This is a genomic window from Mucilaginibacter robiniae (assembly GCF_012849215.1).
Classification (GTDB): Bacteria; Bacteroidota; Bacteroidia; order Sphingobacteriales; family Sphingobacteriaceae; genus Mucilaginibacter; species Mucilaginibacter robiniae.
Genome location: NZ_CP051682.1, coordinates 3,938,664 through 3,955,434, shown reverse-complemented (window position 1 = coordinate 3,955,434; position 16,771 = coordinate 3,938,664). Strand labels below are relative to the sequence as shown.

The following is a 16,771-nucleotide window of genomic DNA, read 5'->3' as shown; positions in this document are numbered from 1 at the left end:
TTGTCAACATATTATTGTGCTTAGTTTAGCTGCAAGGCATTACACAACTGTGCTACAGCTGCACCTGTTGCATCTACACTTTCGGCAGCGTTAGACAACAACACAACAGCTGTTTGCCTGGCCGGATTGAATACCATAAAACTGCTGCTGCCATAAGTGCCACCATTATGAAAATAGTATTCTACGCCATTAACTCTAATCAGGTGCCAACCTAAAGCTACTTTTTGCTGCTTATTAAAAGTTACCTCCTGAACTAGATGCAAAGCTTTTCCTAATTTAGTGTTTTGCAAATCCAGATTGGCTTTGGCATACAACAACATATCGCTCAAGCTTGATTTTAGGTTACCAGCAGCAGCCAGTGCATTCATATGCCAAGTGGGCGTTACGCCCCCCTCCTGATTATACACTGTAGCTAAATGACCATTCTGTTCCGGCCTTAAATTTAGCACCGTGTTTTGCATGTGCAATGGGTGGGTAATACAATCAATCACCATTCTTTCGTATGGCTTACCACTTACCCGTTCCAGAATGGTGCCTAACAAACCAGCACCCAGATTAGAATAATCATATACCTGCCCAGGTGATGTTTCCAGCTTGCAATTTTTAAGGTATGAGAAAAGTAAAGGTACCGTGTAATTTTCATAAGGATCAAGCTTATCAGTTTGACTGGTAAGTAAATTATCCGGCAAACGCGGTAAACCCGATGTATGATTAGCCAAATTAAGTAAGGTTATACCTCGTAATGCAGAATTAGACGATACTGAATCGGGCAGGTAATGAGTAATTGAATCGGTTAATTTTACCTTACCAGCATTCACATACCAAGCCAGTAACGTAGCAGTGAATGTTTTGGTGATCGAGCCAATTTCATACAAAGTGTTAGCATCTGGTAACTGGCCATTACCTTTGGCAGTTTCGCCATAGTGGTAAACGTGAGTTTCACCGCGCTGTAATACACCAATACTCAGTCCTACTGTATTTCCTTTTTGTATGTAACGCCGGGCAAGGGTATCTAGCTGTTTATCAAAATCAGTAACCAATGGGTTAGTACTAGCTACAGGCTGCAATTTTTGCGGTGATAACGCTTGATAAGGCTCAAACAAAAAAGTTTCAATTTTACTTGTCTCATCCAAGCTCATGAATAACTGCAAAGCTTCCTCATTGAAATCAAGGCGGTATTTGGCGGTACCATTTGTAAAGCTCATTAAGGCCCATGATTTAATTCGGCCTAATGGAATCAGCTCCTTCTCCACAAATTTGTGAAGTGCATCTTGCGTTATAGATTTACGTAGAGCCTGCCCTGTAAGGGTGTAAATGCCACCAGCATCTTTTTGGTCAATGCAGTTTTTAACCAGTGTAAATACAGAATCTACTTTTTGCTGTGGAGTTTGCGCTTTTATAGCAGCTGTAATGCTTATAATAAACCATAAAGCAAGAAAGCTACGATTTTGAAGGAGCTTCATCATATTTCAAATTTAGCTCCTATTTATTTACTTACAACTCCAATCAGGCTTGACCAGCTAATAAATACAACACTGCCATACGTACAGCTACGCCGTTTTCTACCTGATCGAGTATGATAGATTGCTTGCTGTCAGCTACATCACTAGTAATTTCCACCCCCCGGTTAATTGGGCCTGGGTGCATTATGGTAATTTCTTTATCCAGGTTATCCAGTATCTGCTTGTTCAATCCGAACAGCATGGTGTATTCACGTAACGACGGGAAGTATTTAATATCTTGACGCTCCAACTGGATACGCAACATATTAGCTACATCACACCAGTTTAAAGCTTTGATCAAGTTGTGTTCCACCTTTACACCTAATGAAGCAATGTATTTCGGGATAAGCGTTGTTGGTCCGCAAACCATTACTTCAGCCCCCAGCTGTTTCAAGCATAAAATATTAGAAAGCGCTACCCGTGAGTGCAAAATGTCGCCTACTATAACCACTTTTTTACCGGCAACATCACCATATTTTTCGCGAATAGAAAAAGCATCTAATAATGCTTGGGTTGGATGCTCATGCGCACCATCGCCAGCATTTACAATTTGAGCTTTTACATGTTTAGACAGAAAAACACCAGCACCGGCATAAGGGTGGCGCATTACCACCATATCCACCTTCATGGCCAGTATATTATTTACTGTATCTACCAACGTTTCGCCTTTACTTACGGAGGACGATGATGCAGCAAAATTCAACGTATCTGCCGATAGCCGACGCTCAGCCAATTCGAATGACAAACGTGTACGGGTTGAGTTTTCGAAAAATATATTAGCAATGGTTACATCACGTAGGGAAGGCACCTTTTTGATTGGCCGGTTAATTACAGATTTAAAAGTATCGGCTGTTTCAAAAATCAGCTCTATATCTTTACGATTGATGTCTTTGATGCCTAATAAATGCCTTGTGCTTAAACCGGCCATATGTTTTTCGGATTTTTTACTCGTTTAATTTCTATTTGGATAATGCTTATGGTTAAACTTCAAAATCCGAAATTAAAACTCCGGACTCCGAAATCAACTTCAGGCGTTTTCTGACAACAGTACTACCCTATCCTCTGCGTCTGTCTCTTTCCAACTTACTACTACTTTCTGCGAAGCGATGGAATCTACTTCGATACCTACATAGTCGGCAGTAACCGGTAAATGGCGTGAATAACGGCGATCAACCAGAGTAAGTAGCTCAACTTTGGCCGGACGACCAAAAGCCAGCACTGCATCCATAGCAGCGCGTATAGTACGGCCCGTCCACAAAACATCATCCATCAAGATGACTTTCTTGCCTTCTACAATAAAATCTATTCGGGTTTGGTTAGGAACCAGCGGCGTTTCACGACGGCGAAAATCATCACGGTAAAAAGTAATGTCCAAATCGCCTTGCATAACAGGTTTGCCTAAAATCTGGTTCAGCTCAGCAGCAATACGACGGCCTAAGTAAATACCGCGAGGCTGAATGCCGATAACTACAGAATCTGAAAAATCGTTGTGGTTCTCGATCAACTGTCGGCAAAGACGCTGTATGGTGATTTGAAATTTCTGACCATCCAGCAGCGTAAGTTTTTGCATCGTTTCAGTAAGTTTTGGCAAAGGTAAAAAAATGTTTGAGTTTCAGGCAATCCAAAATTATCTGCTTGGGATGTGAAATATTTACAGCGTTTCAAGATAGAAGGCACAGTAAACTTCTGCTTCAGTTTGTAAAAGTTGGTAACTAAAAAAGCCCTGTAGCTTTAAACTACAGGGCTTTAAAGGAAATTTATTTAATGGATTATTTTGAATCGTTGTTCTCTTTACGAGCCTTGTTTTCAGCGCCTTCCATTTGCTCTTTTAATTGAGCCAATACGCTTAAATCACCTAAAGTTGATTTTTCAACTGATTCTTTTACTTTTTTCACCGCGTTGTTAGCAGCTTTAGCTTCTTTTTTGCGGTTTTCAAAATCCTGTACTCTTGCTTCAGCACGTTGGTCTTCCCAAATGCGTGAGTGAGAGATAACGATACGTTTGTTTTCTTTGTTAAACTCGATGATTTTGAAATCAGCAGTTTCTTCAGCTTTCAAAGATTTGCCGTCTTCTGCTACCAAGTGTTTGGTTGGCGCAAAGCCTTCAACACCGTATGGTAAAGCAACTACAGCACCTTTGTCAGTAACTTTCAGAATAGTACCTTGGTGTATTGAATCTACAGTGAAGATAGTTTCAAAAGTATCCCAAGGGTTTTCTTCCAATTGTTTGTGACCTAAGCTTAGCTTGCGGTTTTCAATATCCAGTTCTAATACAACAACGTTCAGTTTTTCGCCTACTTTAGTAAACTCGTTAGGGTGGTTTACTTTTTTAGACCATGACAAATCAGAGATGTGGATTAAGCCGTCGATACCGTCTTCCAGTTCAACAAATACACCAAAGTTAGTCATGTTTTTAACGGTAGCTACGTGCTGAGTACCTACAGCATATTTAGTAGCAGCGTTTTGCCATGGATCAGGCGTTAATTGTTTAATGCCTAATGACATTTTACGCTCATCACGATCTAAAGTTAAAACTTGAGCTTCAACTTCGTCACCTACTTTCAAGAACTCTTGAGGGTTGCGCAGGTTTTGTGACCATGACATTTCTGATACGTGAATCAAACCTTCAACACCTGGAGTGATTTCCAAGAAGGCACCGTAATCAGCCACAGTAACAATTTTACCTTTAACTTTTGAACCAACTTGGATTGACTCATCCAGGTTTTGCCAAGGATGTGGAGTCAGTTGTTTCAAGCCTAAAGCGATACGTTTTTTCTCATCATCAAAGTCCAGAACAACCACGTTGATTTTCTGATCCAGTGATAATACTTCTTTCGGATGCTCAATACGGCCCCATGAAATATCAGTAATGTGCAGCAAGCCGTCAACACCACCCAAGTCGATGAATACACCGAAATCAGTAATGTTTTTAACAGTACCTTCCAGTACCTGACCTTTTTCAAGGCGAGCTACGATTTCAATTTTTTGGTTTTCTAAGTCGTCTTCAATCAACACTTTGTGTGATACCACTACGTTTTTAAACTCGTGGTTGATTTTAACAACTTTGAACTCCATAGTTTTGCCCACATATATATCATAGTCACGAATAGGCTTGATATCAATTTGTGAACCTGGTAAGAAGGCTTCAACGCCCATTATATCTACAATCAAACCACCTTTAGTTCTGCTCTTCACAAAACCGGTAATGATTTCATCGTTAGCTAAAGCATCATTAATGCGCTCCCATGATTTTTGTGTTTTAGCACGTTTACGAGACAATACTAATTGTCCGTTAACGTCTTCTTGTGATTCTACAAACACGTCAACCTCATCACCGATTTTCAGATCAGGTGTATCACGGAATTCAGACAAAGATACCATACCATCAGATTTGAAACCGATGTTTAATACCACGTCTTTGTTGTTGATGTTTACTACAGTACCGGTGATAATTTCGCCCTGATTAATAGAGCTAAATGTACCATCGTACATTTTTTCAAATTTTTCACGATCAGCATTGCTGTAGTTACCAAATTTTTTGTCGTCAGCGTCCCAGTCGAATTCGTCACGGCCACCTGCGATTTTAGATTTGATTTCATCAATAGAAATTGAATCAGCTTCTGACTCAATGTTTTCTCTTTCTTTTAAAGAAGCTACTGTACCCAGTTCTGCTTCTTTAGATTTTAATTCTTTTTCTGCTTCTTGTTTTTTTGCCATTAAATAAATTGTCTCCTTTTTCCAAATCAATTGGAAGTGCAAAAGTACGGATATTTTTCTTTTAAATAAACAAAATAAAATGTTAAATATTGATTGTGAATAGGATGTGATAACTTATTAGCTCATTTTGCCTATAAAAACTAGTATGTTCATAATCTTCTAATCAGCAAATCTCACTTAAGCTTAGTACCTAGATTAGGTTTTCAAATAAAACACCCCATATCAGGTTACTATATATTAGCCTGATATGGGGTGTTCCATGCTATACAGTATATATACTATATAACTGTTATTATTTTACAACCAACTGCACTTCTACATTGCCACGGGTGGCATTGGTTGTTCCTCTTGTAAAGAAAAGGCACGCTTTGATTCAGCGCAACTAGTACATTTTATGCTTTAAACTTTAGCTCTTCGCCTATGGTAATAACTATACCTATATAATAAGGTAAAATGCTATTCTCTAACAATACCTGCTTTTTCCAGTTCAACCTGCATCTGTTGCTGCAAGCTTAAGGCTTCAGCGCGGGCAGCCTCAGCAAAATCTTCACCGTTTGATGCATAAGCAATAGAACGCGATGCATTTACCAACAAACCACAATCGGCAGTTAAGCCATAGCGGCAAACTTCAGCCAAGCTTCCACCTTGTGCACCTACCCCAGGCACCAACAAAAAATTATCAGGCGCATGTTTACGAATATTAGCAAACTCCTGCCCCTGCGTAGCCCCTACTACATACATTATACGGTCTGCCCCTGCCAAACTATTAGCTTTCTGAATTACATTTTCATATAATAAACCGTTATCGGTTTTCAGGCACTGAAAGTCGCGGCTACCGTCATTTGAAGTAAGCGCCAGGATAATAATCCATTTACCTTCATAAGCTAGATAGGGTGTTAAACTATCATGTCCCATGTAGGGTGCTACAGTTAAAGCATCAAACCCCATACCACCAGCAGTCTCATCAAAAAAAGCGCGGGCATACTGGTCGGAAGTATTGCCAATATCGCCACGTTTAGCATCTATGATAGATAAACATTCTTTGGGCAGGTACTGATAGGTGTCAATTAAACTTTGCCATCCCTGCAAGCCACGGCTTTCATAAAAAGCCGCGTTAGGCTTATAAGCTACACATAAATCATGCGTAGCATCTATAATACGGCGATTGAATTCCAGCACCGGATCAGGATACGTATGTAAAAAGGCTGGAATTTTATTCAAATCAGTATCCAAACCAATACATAAGAAAGATTTTTTCTGTTTTATCTGCTCAATAAGCTGCTTTCGGCTAAGCATAATGGAAAAGTTAAAAAATTATTTGGGTCAAAAAAACTAAAAATCCTCCGGAGTGTTGCGCATATATAAATCTTTTTATGAAAGATTTTGAGTTCTAAAAATTATTAAGTACTATTGCAGCGTTTCCAAAATTTTTCTTGCGCTAAAGAAAGAGTTTATAAAATCCCACGTTGTTAATAAAACTTCATAATTTTTATAGTGCTGCACAGCTGCAAGACAATTTTCTTTTTTAAAAAATACAAATAATCTTTTTTGAATTCATATTCATCTCATGCCTGAAACACTCGAACTGAATGACAAGCTTGTGTCTGAGTTGCGCCAAATAGCCAAAGACTTAGGTGTTGCTGAAGCCGATGAGTTGCGTAAACCACAGTTAATTGTTCGTATTAAAGAACAAGAACAATTGATTGAAACAGCCCGCTCACAACAGTCTGCTTTAGATCAAAACTACGCTACTAACGATACCCCTACTGATATAGCGGAGGCCCCTGCCGATAATGCAGAAAAGCCCCGTAAAAGAACTCGTACTTTAAAAACTAAAACGCCTGCCCAGCCACAAGCGGAAGCTGAAGAAGCTGGTAGCGATTTATTTGCAGCACCAGAGCCTATTGTTCAGCCTGAAAGTCCGACAACGCCAATTGCACAGGAAGAAACTCCGGTAACTACTCCAGCGGCACCAGCACCAGAAGTGCCGGCTGCTAAACCTGCACAAGAGCCTCGTACACCTAAGTTTGAGCGCGAACGTAGGCCTAATAATTTTAAAGAAGGTAATAACAACAATAATAACGGCCAAAATCAGCAGCAACAAAAGCCGCAGGAACCACCTATAAATTTAGATTTTGACAATGTTATTGTTAATGAAGGCGTATTGGAAATTATGCCTGATGGTTACGGCTTTTTGCGCTCTTCTGATTATAATTACTTAACTTCTCCGGATGATATTTATGTATCACAATCGCAAATCAAATTATTTGGTTTAAAAACTGGTGATACAGTTAGAGGAAGCATACGCCCACCTAAAGAGGGTGAAAAGTATTTCCCGCTAGTACGTGTAGAAGCCATTAACGGCCGCATACCAGCTGAAGTGCGCGACCGTGTACCTTTCGATCACTTAACACCACTTTTCCCATCTGAAAGGTTAAACTTGTTTACCGATGGCGGCAACTACTCAACTCGCATTATGGATTTGTTCTCGCCTATTGGTAAAGGACAGCGTGGCTTGATTGTAGCCCAGCCAAAAACCGGTAAAACCATGTTGTTGAAAGACGTAGCCAATGCTATTGCTAAAAACCACCCGGAAGTTTACCTGATTATACTGCTGATTGATGAGCGCCCTGAAGAGGTAACTGATATGGCCCGCAGCGTACGTGCCGAAGTGGTATCATCAACTTTTGATGAACCTGCCGAACGCCACGTTAAAATTGCCAACATTGTGCTTGAAAAAGCCAAACGTATGGTAGAGTGTGGCCATGATGTGGTTATCTTACTCGATTCAATCACTCGTTTAGCACGTGCTTATAATACAGTAGCGCCAGCATCAGGTAAAATTTTATCAGGTGGTGTGGATGCTAATGCATTGCATAAACCTAAACGCTTTTTTGGTGCAGCCCGTAATATTGAAGATGGCGGCTCGCTCACCATTATTGCTACTGCCCTTACCGAAACCGGCTCTAAAATGGATGAGGTAATTTTTGAAGAGTTTAAAGGTACCGGTAATATGGAGTTGCAACTGGATCGTAAATTATCCAACAAACGTATATTCCCGGCTATTGATATTACTGCTTCCAGTACCCGCCGTGATGATTTACTGTTAGATCGCGAAACACTGCAACGTATCTGGATACTAAGAAATCACTTAGCTGATATGAACTCACAGGAAGCTATGGAGTTTTTATTGGGTCAAATTAAAGGCACTAAAACCAACGAAGAATTCCTGATTTCCATGAATTCTTAATTCTTTATATTTAGGGTTTCATGAATTTACCTGAATTGAAATCAGCTTAGATTTTAGTTAAAATAAGGGTAACTTCATGAAACCTTAACAATAATTGGCTATCTTCATCGCCAAAATGAAGAAACGCGTAAAAAAGCATGTCCCTAATGCCATTACCTGCGCCAACTTATTTAGTGGCTGCGTCGGAATTGTTTTTGTAACCTTACAAGATGATTTAAAGATTGCGGCTTATTGCATTTTTCTAGCTGCCATTTTTGATTTTTTTGATGGACTAGCTTCCCGCGTATTACAATCTTTTTCTATTATTGGTAAAGACTTGGATTCCTTAGCAGATATGGTAAGCTTTGGTGTATTACCAGCTTTTATACTATACCGCCTATTTTTAGAGGCACCGCAAATTGATCACGTAAGTACTTTTTTAAACTATATAGCCTTTTTGATTCCGGTATTTTCGGCATTACGGTTAGCTAAGTTTAACCAGGATACCCGCCAGGTAGAAAGCTTTATAGGTCTGCCCACACCTGCCAATGCAATTCTGATAGCGTCCTTTCCGCTGATTTTGAGAGAACACTACGAGTTTTTTGATAACTATATACTTAGCCCTTACTTTTTAGTAGCTTTTGTAATTGTGATGTGTACATTATTAGTGGCTGAGCTACCGCTTATGTCGTTAAAATTTAAACAGCACGATTTTCAACGTAATGCTTACCGGTATTTCTTGCTACTATTTTCGGCAATTTTGATACTAATTTTTAAATTTGCTGCTGTTCCGGCGATTATATTGATGTACATCGCCTTATCTATTATTCAATTAAGATTTGTTAAATAATGAAGTTTCAAGCTGAAATCGATGTAATGCCTAAAAAAGAAATACTTGACCCACAAGGAAAAGCCGTAACAGGCAGCATGAAAAACCTGGGTTTGGCCGAAATTCATAACGTACGCATTGGCAAACACATTTCGCTGGAAATTGAGGCAGAAAGCGAACAAGCTGCTCACGAAAAAACAGAGCAAGCCTGCAAAAGCCTGCTTGCTAATCTAATTATGGAAAGCTATACATTTAAAATACAAGCTGTTTAAACAGCTTGTACGCTTAATATTAAGCTTCTTTTTCAGCTCTAATTTGTACCAGCTTTTGTAGGTTGGCGTTCATGATACTATTTACAATAGTAAATTTTTCATTAATAGAGCTATCTGGAGCACCGCTTTTAGCTAAACCTTCTATTTGTTGCATAAGGCCTTGGCAGGTATGCATACCAAAAAAGCCGAGGTTAGCTTTCAGTTTATGAGCAGCAGCAGCAGCAATAGGCCAATTTTGTGATGTTATACCCTGCTCTATTTCTGACATTAGCTGAGGGGTTTGTTGTAAAAACATATCAATAGACTCAACAATGAACTCGTCACTACCGTCGGCTATTTCTTCCAAAAAAGTTAGGTCAAGGTCGGGGGTCGATAAAAGATCAGACATAGACAGGTTTAAAATATCCACAAAAATATTATATTTTTTTCACTTCCAATTCATCTTTAACCATACATTTTAGCTCATAATTAGTTTGCTTCAGAACCGGATGTTTAAAATCAGGCGCAATTTCGGCTAAAGGTTCTAGCGCAAACCGGCGTTCGTGCAATCGGGGATGTGGTATGATTAAATCTGGAGATTCTTCAAGAACCAAATCATTATAGTATAATATATCAATGTCCAGCGTACGGCTTCCCCAGCGCTCCAGTCGTTCACGCCCTAGTTCCTGTTCTATATCTAATGCCATTCGCAATACCTCATAGGGTGGTAGCGTGGTTTGCAAAGACAGTACTTGGTTCAAATAACTGGGTTCATCAGCTTTCCCCCAACTTGCAGTTTCGTAAACAGCAGATTGGCTGCTTATAGCACCTACCCTTTCTGTCAGTATTTTACGGGCCTGCTCCAAAAATAGTTGCCGGTTGCCTAAATTGCTTCCTAGCAGTAAATATACTGTATTCATTGTTGTAACAAATATTATAGTCAGCGCTCTAAACCTTATCAGTTGTGAAATGCTTAATTTTGCATAGATAAATATTTAGCAGCTTTAATGAAACAGTTTTTCAAGTTTGTACTAGCTACAGTAATTGGCTTCCTTATAGTAGGTGTAATTTTAGTGTTGTTGGTGGTAGGCATCGCTATATCGGCTGGTAGCCATAGCAGTACCGAAGTTAAATCTAACTCCATTCTTAATATATCTTTAAATTCTACCATTCCAGAACGCTCCCCCAATTCACCCTTATCCATTTTAAGCTTTTTAGGCATTGGTGAAGATAAATCAGTAGGTTTAAATGATATTTTGACCAGTATTCGTAAAGCTAAAACTGACGATCATATTAAAGGTATCTACCTCACTCCAGGTGAAAGCCCTTCGGGCTATGCTACTACGGAAGAAATCCGTAACGCATTGTTAGACTTTAAAAAGTCACACAAATTTATCATTGCTTATAGTGAAGTTTATTCACAAGGCTTTTATTATCTGGCCTCTGTAGCTGATAAGGTTTACATCAATCCCAAAGGTATATTTGAGTTCAGGGGCTTAAGTTCACAAATTACCTTTTACAAAGGTGCATTAGATAAGCTCGGCATTGAAGCGCAGGTGATCAAAGTAGGCACTTACAAAAGCGCTGTTGAACCTTATATACTGAACAAAATGAGCGATGCCAACCGTCTGCAGGTAACTGCTTACTTAGGTTCATTGTACAACCATTTTTTGAGTGGCGTTAGTAACAGCCGACAGTTGAATAAAGATAGCTTAGCAAGCGTAGCTGATCAGTTGAAGATACATTACCCGGAAGATGCCTTGAAATACAAGCTGGTTGATGGTTTGAAATATAATGATGAAGTGCTGGATGAGCTAAAAAAGCGTACAGGTACCAATCTGAAAAAAGATCTGAATGGCGTTAGTTTAAGTGATTATGCCAGCAATCTGAAAAACGACGATGACGATAGCGATACACAAGATGATGTTAAAAATCAGGTAGCTATTGTTTATGCCTCAGGAGAAATTAATGGTGGCAATGGTGATGATAACAGCATCGGGTCAGACCGTATATCAGCAACCTTACGAAAGTTAAGGTTGAATGATGATGTAAAAGCAGTAGTGCTTCGGGTGAATTCGCCGGGGGGTAGTTCGTTAGCTTCAGATGTAATCTGGCATGAGGTAAGCCTTACAAAAAAGGTAAAACCTGTTATTGTTTCTATGGGTGATTATGCCGCATCGGGTGGCTATTATATTTCGTGCGCAGCCGATTCAATTATTGCCGAGCCCAATACCATCACCGGCTCTATTGGCATATTTGCTATATTACCTAACCTGCAAAAGTTTTTCAACGATAAACTGGGTGTTACTTTTGATGGGGTAAAAACCGGTAAATACGCTGATTTAGGCGATGTAACTCGCCCCTTAAGTCCGGAAGAAAGAGCTATTTTACAGGATGAAGTGAATCATGGCTATGATGATTTTACCAAAGCTGTAGCTGCTGGCCGGCACAAAACCCAAGCATATATTAACAGCATCGGTCAAGGCCGTGTGTGGACTGGTGAACAAGCCATTAAAATTGGACTAGTTGACCGCTTAGGCAACATTAATGATGCCATTAAAAGCGCAGCCCGTATGGCTAAAGTTACCGATTACAACATTGTACCTTACCCTAAGCAAAAAGGCATTTTTAGCAAAAGCAGTAATGACTTAATGACTAAGGTAAAAATGAGCTGGATGCAATCTGAACTGGGCGATAACTTCCGTTACTATGAAGAACTAAAAAGCATTAAAAAAATAATGCGTGTGCCGCAAGCACGCTTACCTTTTATGGTAGAAGTGAAGTAACACGTACCCCATTTCTCCATTAAAATAAATAGTGCGGTGGCTATGTAATAAACACTCCATTTCTCAACAAAACATTCACAAAAGCTGTTCATTTGAATGGCTTTTGTATTTTTACACCCTTAGTGCCTGTTATGGAAAACAAAGTAATTGCCCGCCAGCTCAGACTTTTGTCGCAGCTGATGGAACTACACGAAGAAAATACTTTCAAGATACGCTCAATAGCTAATGCAGCTTTTAAAATTGATAAGCTGCCCTACCCGCTGGCTGGTAAAACACGTGAGGAGTGGGATAAGATTGAAGGTATTGGGAAAAGTATTGTTAGCTACATTCAGGAGTTGATGGATACAGGCACACTAGCCGATTTACAAGATTTAATTAAAGCTACGCCACCCGGCGTTATTGAAATGCTGGGCATTAAAGGTATTGGCCCGAAAAAAATAGCCACCATATGGCATCAACTGGATATTGAAAATATAGGCGAGTTGTACTATGCCTGCAACGAAAATCGCTTGGTTGAAGCCAAAGGTTTTGGAGCCAAAACACAGGAAGAAATAAAAAAAATTATTGAGTTCCGGATGGCAGGTAATGGTAAGTTTTTATATGCTCAGGTTGAACCTGAAGCCGTTGAACTGCTCACCTTGCTTAAAGATACTTTTCCAGGTGCACTAATTGAATTTGGAGGAGAATATCGCCGTTGTTGCGAGATCATTTCAGAACTGGTTATTGTATTAGGCTCACGCGATGCCGAATTGGTTCAACAAACTTTATCCACCACTACTTTGCTAAACAATGTCAGCATCAATGAATGTTTGATAAGCGGCGAAACCAATAACGGTTTACTGGTAAGTATTTATGTAGTAGAAAAACGCTTTTTCTACCGTGAGCTTTTTGTACAAACCGGTAATGAAGAACACGTAGCCGCAGTAAAAGCACGCATTAGCGATGATATTGACCAGCCGGAAAATGAAAACATGATTTATCACAAAGCAGGTTTAGCTTGGATGCCACCTGAATTACGGGAGGGCACCAATTTTATTGAAGAAGCTAAAGACAACAAGTTGCCCGACCTGATTGATGAGCATGATCTGAAAGGCACCTTGCATAATCACAGTACCTGGAGTGATGGCATACATAGCGTGGAAGAAATGGCACTGTACTGTCGTGACCAGCTTAATCTGGAATATCTTGGTATGTGCGATCATAGTAAAAGCGCCTTTTATGCTAAAGGCCTCAGTATTGAGCGGGTACTGCAACAGCAGGAAGAAGTTGACCACCTTAATAAAAAGCTAAACGGCTTTCACATTTTTAAAGGTATTGAATCGGATATCCTGAGTGATGGCGCCTTGGATTATCCGGACGAGATTTTAGAACGCTTTGATTTTGTGGTAGCCTCTGTGCATTCAAACTTAAAAATGGCAAAAGACAAAGCTACCGACCGACTAATCAAAGCCATTGAAAACCCTTATACCACTATATTGGGTCATCCTACCGGCCGCTTGTTGCTCAGCCGAAAAGGGTATGAAATTGACTATGAAAAAGTAATTGATGCTTGCGCAGCCAATCAGGTAATTATTGAAATAAATGCCAATCCATTAAGACTAGATCTGGATTGGCGCTGGTATCAGTATGCACTTAAAAAAGGTGTTTGGCTATCTATCAACCCTGATGCACACCGTAAAGAAGGCTTTCATGACATGCGTTACGGTGTATTGGTAGGCCGAAAAGGCGGATTAACTAAAGAGCAGTGTCTAAACGCCTTATCGTTACCACAAATTACTGAAGTATTCAACCATAAAAAAGCACAGGTTACCGAAAAGGCTAACCGTTAATATTTGAAACTTATTATTATACATGTTAATTGATAAAGTACGCTCCATTCAGCAATCACAAAAACAACCTAATGTTTTAGTCATAGGCGATTTGATGATTGATCATTATGTATGGGGCAACGCTACCCGCCTATCGCCCGAAGCACCAGTGCCGGTAGTTAATGTTAAAAGCGAATCTACTACTTTAGGAGGTGCGGCCAATGTGGCTCAAAACCTAATTACCCTGGGTGCGAAGGTAACTTTAACCGGAATAATAGGTGATGATGCAGCAGGCCGGCAGCTTATCTCTATTTTGGAGCAGGAAGGCATTGATACTTGCGCAATTATTCAAGATACAAACCGACCTACTACAATAAAAACCCGCATATTGGCAGGCAGCCATCAACTGGTGCGGGTTGATCGCGAGGTAACCGATCCGGTTCATGAAACTTTGGCAGATGAATTATTGAAGAAGCTAACCACTTGTATTGAGAAAGCTGATATTGTTTTATTTTCTGATTACAATAAAGGTCTTTTCTCTCCTGCTTTAACAGAGCGTTTAACTCAGGCGATTAATCAGCAACATAAAAAAGTGATTGTTGACCCTAAGGGGTTAAATTATAGCAAATACAAAGGTGCTTACCTGATTAAGCCTAACCGTAAAGAGCTGACAGAAGCTGCAAAAGCAGAAAAAATCAGTAACCTTACAGATTTACAAGAGGCGGCAAAAACCATATTTAAGCAAACTGAAGCCGAATACCTGGTGGTGACTTTATCAGAAGAAGGTATGGCTATTATGAGCGAACTTACTTATAAAGTGTTGCCCGTAAAAGCTACTGAAGTATTTGATGTGACAGGTGCCGGCGATACTGTATTGGCTGCTATGGCATACTTTATGGCTTCAGGTTTGGATATTGAAGAAGCTTGCGAACTGGCCAACCATGCGGCAGCCATTGTAATCAGGAGGGTTGGCAGCGCTACTACTACTATTAATGAGATTTTAGAAGATATGCGTAGAAATACTTAAATGATTTGCCAGCGTAAATGATTTTTAATTTTAGACAATCCTAAAAAATCACACTTATATTTATGATAACGCAACGTTCATATTCACGAAAAGAATTTTCATTAAATCTATGCGGCCCGATATTGAGCAACACCTTCTTTCTAAAATCAGTAACCTGCCTGAACTGAAAACTACCGTAAGTAATTGGCAGCAACAAGGCCTGAAAGTAGTATTCACGAATGGCTGTTTCGATTTGCTGCATACCGGTCATATTACCTACTTGGCCAAAGCAGCTGAAATGGGTGATAAGCTCATTCTCGGATTAAATGCTGACGCTTCCGTAAAACGTTTGAAAGGTGAGAGTAGGCCTGTTAACCCGCAAGATAGCAGAGCCTTGTTGCTGGCTGCCCTGTTTTTTATAGATGCTGTGGTGTTGTTTGAAGAAGATACACCCCATAATTTAATTACTATCCTACTGCCCGATCTGCTGGTAAAAGGTGGCGATTATACTATCGACAATATTGTAGGTGCTAGCGAAGTTATAGCTAATGGCGGTGAGGTAAAAACCATCAATTTTGTAGAAGGCTACTCCTCTACTTCCATTATACAAAAAATAAAAGGGCAGCTGGCCTAACCGATACACTAAGGGGTATGAAGATATTGGTAATTCGTTTCAGTTCTATGGGTGATATTATTTATACTACCCCGGTGGTACGTTGCCTTAAACAGCAACTACCTGATGCTGAAATTCATTTCCTAACTAAAGCTACATTCCGATACATATATGATGGTAACCCATATTTAGATAAACTTCTGCTATTACAACCTAAACTTTCAGATACGATACGCCAAATTCAAGCTGAAAACTATGACTGTATAGTTGATTTACACAGTAATTTACGAACCTCAATCATCAAACTACGTACGGGTATTAAGACCTTTACTTATAATAAGCAACGCATACGTAAGTGGCTGAGTTTAAAGTTCAACCTCAAGCTGGTTCCGCCGGTACACTTGGTTGACCGATACTTGAAAGCAGTGCAACCTTTAGGTATCGTAAATGATGGCTTACCTATTAACTATTACATTAAAAAAGATTACAGACTTGAAGCTCTGCTACCAGCATCGCACCTGCATGGATATGTAGCTTTTGTTATTGGCGCTACGCACTTTACCAAGCGTATGCCCAATGATAAAATCATCAGTATTTGCCGGCAAATTAATCAACCTGTAGTACTACTAGGCGGGCAGGATGTAAAAGCCAATGGTAACGAAATTGCTCAAGCCTTAGGTTCTGCAGTTTATAATGCTTGCGGCATAACAACCTTAGATGAATCGGTCTTTTTAGTATCTAAAGCACACCGGATACTGGGTTTTGATACAGGCTTAACCCACATTGCTGAAGCTTTTCAGGTACCTATTGCCTCTATTTGGGGCAGTACCGTTCCGGAGTTATTGGGTGTACAGCCTTACCAGGTAAAAAATGCTTTGGTTGCAGGTATAGAATTGCCCTGCCGCCCTTGCTCTAAATTCGGCTTGGAAAAATGCCCGTTAGGTCATTTCAAATGCATGAATGATATGCCTGAAGATATACTATCAGGCTTTGCCAATCAGCGTTGATCCTTTATATTTGGCTATATAGAT

The 16,771-nt window shown here is 39.8% G+C and carries 15 protein-coding genes; 8 read left to right on the top strand and 7 right to left on the bottom strand.

Features of this window, described 5'->3' with window-relative positions; translation table 11 throughout:
- Nucleotides 1-20 precede the first annotated feature (20 nt).
- The 5 genes from HH214_RS17355 to pyrF all read right to left on the bottom strand — a co-directional run bounded on the left by HH214_RS17355 (nt 21) and on the right by pyrF (nt 6,514).
- The gene (locus HH214_RS17355; RefSeq protein WP_169609751.1) at nt 21-1,466 is read right to left on the bottom strand and encodes a serine hydrolase domain-containing protein; all 1,446 of its coding nucleotides are present in this window, start codon (nt 1,464-1,466) and stop codon (nt 21-23) included.
- A gap of 40 nt (nt 1,467-1,506) precedes the next feature.
- Nucleotides 1,507-2,430 carry an aspartate carbamoyltransferase catalytic subunit gene (locus tag HH214_RS17350; RefSeq protein ID WP_169609749.1) on the bottom strand — a complete coding sequence of 308 codons (924 nt, stop codon included), beginning with the start codon at nt 2,428-2,430 and terminating at the stop codon, nt 1,507-1,509.
- Between the two features lie 99 nt (nt 2,431-2,529).
- On the bottom strand, nt 2,530-3,072 hold the full coding sequence (gene pyrR / locus HH214_RS17345; protein WP_169609747.1) for a bifunctional pyr operon transcriptional regulator/uracil phosphoribosyltransferase PyrR: 543 nt from the start codon (nt 3,070-3,072) through the stop codon (nt 2,530-2,532).
- A 199-nt stretch (nt 3,073-3,271) separates the two neighbouring features.
- A complete protein-coding gene (rpsA, locus tag HH214_RS17340; RefSeq protein WP_169609745.1) occupies nt 3,272-5,218 on the bottom strand; it encodes a 30S ribosomal protein S1 in 1,947 nt (648 codons plus the stop codon).
- Nucleotides 5,219-5,674: 456 nt separating this feature from the next.
- Nucleotides 5,675-6,514, bottom strand: coding sequence for an orotidine-5'-phosphate decarboxylase (gene pyrF, locus HH214_RS17335; RefSeq protein ID WP_169609743.1), 840 nt, complete (start codon nt 6,512-6,514; stop codon nt 5,675-5,677).
- Between the two features lie 271 nt (nt 6,515-6,785).
- Between pyrF and rho the strand changes: the two genes are divergently transcribed.
- The 3 genes from rho (at nt 6,786) to purS (ending at nt 9,548) form a co-directional block, all read left to right on the top strand.
- A complete protein-coding gene (gene rho, locus HH214_RS17330) occupies nt 6,786-8,468 on the top strand; it encodes a transcription termination factor Rho (RefSeq protein WP_169609741.1) in 1,683 nt (560 codons plus the stop codon).
- A gap of 115 nt (nt 8,469-8,583) precedes the next feature.
- Nucleotides 8,584-9,297: a CDP-alcohol phosphatidyltransferase family protein gene (locus HH214_RS17325; protein ID WP_169609739.1), complete on the top strand. Its 714-nt coding sequence runs from the start codon at nt 8,584-8,586 to the stop codon at nt 9,295-9,297.
- Nucleotides 9,297-9,548 (top strand): phosphoribosylformylglycinamidine synthase subunit PurS, encoded by a 252-nt coding sequence (gene purS, locus HH214_RS17320; RefSeq protein ID WP_169609737.1) that lies wholly within the window; start codon nt 9,297-9,299, stop codon nt 9,546-9,548. Before HH214_RS17325 ends, purS begins: the two co-directional genes overlap by 1 nt.
- Nucleotides 9,549-9,567: 19 nt before the next feature.
- Here the strand turns inward: purS and HH214_RS17315 are convergent, their stop codons facing one another.
- Together HH214_RS17315 and folK are read right to left on the bottom strand one after the other, a co-directional pair.
- Nucleotides 9,568-9,936 (bottom strand): Hpt domain-containing protein, encoded by a 369-nt coding sequence (locus HH214_RS17315; RefSeq protein WP_169609735.1) that lies wholly within the window; start codon nt 9,934-9,936, stop codon nt 9,568-9,570.
- Between the two features lie 28 nt (nt 9,937-9,964).
- A complete protein-coding gene (folK, locus tag HH214_RS17310) occupies nt 9,965-10,447 on the bottom strand; it encodes a 2-amino-4-hydroxy-6-hydroxymethyldihydropteridine diphosphokinase (RefSeq protein WP_169609733.1) in 483 nt (160 codons plus the stop codon).
- 87 nt (nt 10,448-10,534) lie between these two features.
- Between folK and sppA the strand changes: the two genes are divergently transcribed.
- The 5 genes from sppA (at nt 10,535) to HH214_RS17285 (ending at nt 16,747) form a co-directional block, all read left to right on the top strand.
- On the top strand, nt 10,535-12,313 hold the full coding sequence (gene sppA, locus HH214_RS17305; protein WP_169609731.1) for a signal peptide peptidase SppA: 1,779 nt from the start codon (nt 10,535-10,537) through the stop codon (nt 12,311-12,313).
- 131 nt (nt 12,314-12,444) lie between these two features.
- Nucleotides 12,445-14,142 carry a DNA polymerase/3'-5' exonuclease PolX gene (locus tag HH214_RS17300; RefSeq protein ID WP_169609729.1) on the top strand — a complete coding sequence of 566 codons (1,698 nt, stop codon included), beginning with the start codon at nt 12,445-12,447 and terminating at the stop codon, nt 14,140-14,142.
- A 22-nt stretch (nt 14,143-14,164) separates the two neighbouring features.
- On the top strand, nt 14,165-15,148 hold the full coding sequence (gene rfaE1 / locus HH214_RS17295; protein ID WP_169609728.1) for a D-glycero-beta-D-manno-heptose-7-phosphate kinase: 984 nt from the start codon (nt 14,165-14,167) through the stop codon (nt 15,146-15,148).
- 109 nt (nt 15,149-15,257) lie between these two features.
- The gene (gene rfaE2, locus HH214_RS17290) at nt 15,258-15,761 is read left to right on the top strand and encodes a D-glycero-beta-D-manno-heptose 1-phosphate adenylyltransferase (RefSeq protein ID WP_169609726.1); all 504 of its coding nucleotides are present in this window, start codon (nt 15,258-15,260) and stop codon (nt 15,759-15,761) included.
- 17 nt (nt 15,762-15,778) lie between these two features.
- Complete coding sequence (locus tag HH214_RS17285) at nt 15,779-16,747, top strand: glycosyltransferase family 9 protein (RefSeq protein ID WP_169609724.1); 969 nt, start codon at nt 15,779-15,781, stop codon at nt 16,745-16,747.
- Nucleotides 16,748-16,771: the final 24 nt, after the last annotated feature.

Bases quoted from the DNA above. Each gene is read 5' to 3' on its own strand.
- HH214_RS17355 (WP_169609751.1), bottom strand. From the start codon at position 1,466: ATGATGAAGCTCCTTCAAAATCGTAGCTTTCTTGCTTTATGGTTTATT.
- HH214_RS17350 (WP_169609749.1), bottom strand. From the start codon at position 2,430: ATGGCCGGTTTAAGCACAAGGCATTTATTAGGCATCAAAGACATCAAT.
- pyrR (WP_169609747.1), bottom strand. From the start codon at position 3,072: ATGCAAAAACTTACGCTGCTGGATGGTCAGAAATTTCAAATCACCATA.
- rpsA (WP_169609745.1), bottom strand. From the start codon at position 5,218: ATGGCAAAAAAACAAGAAGCAGAAAAAGAATTAAAATCTAAAGAAGCA.
- pyrF (WP_169609743.1), bottom strand. From the start codon at position 6,514: ATGCTTAGCCGAAAGCAGCTTATTGAGCAGATAAAACAGAAAAAATCT.
- rho (WP_169609741.1), top strand. From the start codon at position 6,786: ATGCCTGAAACACTCGAACTGAATGACAAGCTTGTGTCTGAGTTGCGC.
- HH214_RS17325 (WP_169609739.1), top strand. From the start codon at position 8,584: ATGAAGAAACGCGTAAAAAAGCATGTCCCTAATGCCATTACCTGCGCC.
- purS (WP_169609737.1), top strand. From the start codon at position 9,297: ATGAAGTTTCAAGCTGAAATCGATGTAATGCCTAAAAAAGAAATACTT.
- HH214_RS17315 (WP_169609735.1), bottom strand. From the start codon at position 9,936: ATGTCTGATCTTTTATCGACCCCCGACCTTGACCTAACTTTTTTGGAA.
- folK (WP_169609733.1), bottom strand. From the start codon at position 10,447: ATGAATACAGTATATTTACTGCTAGGAAGCAATTTAGGCAACCGGCAA.
- sppA (WP_169609731.1), top strand. From the start codon at position 10,535: ATGAAACAGTTTTTCAAGTTTGTACTAGCTACAGTAATTGGCTTCCTT.
- HH214_RS17300 (WP_169609729.1), top strand. From the start codon at position 12,445: ATGGAAAACAAAGTAATTGCCCGCCAGCTCAGACTTTTGTCGCAGCTG.
- rfaE1 (WP_169609728.1), top strand. From the start codon at position 14,165: ATGTTAATTGATAAAGTACGCTCCATTCAGCAATCACAAAAACAACCT.
- rfaE2 (WP_169609726.1), top strand. From the start codon at position 15,258: ATGCGGCCCGATATTGAGCAACACCTTCTTTCTAAAATCAGTAACCTG.
- HH214_RS17285 (WP_169609724.1), top strand. From the start codon at position 15,779: ATGAAGATATTGGTAATTCGTTTCAGTTCTATGGGTGATATTATTTAT.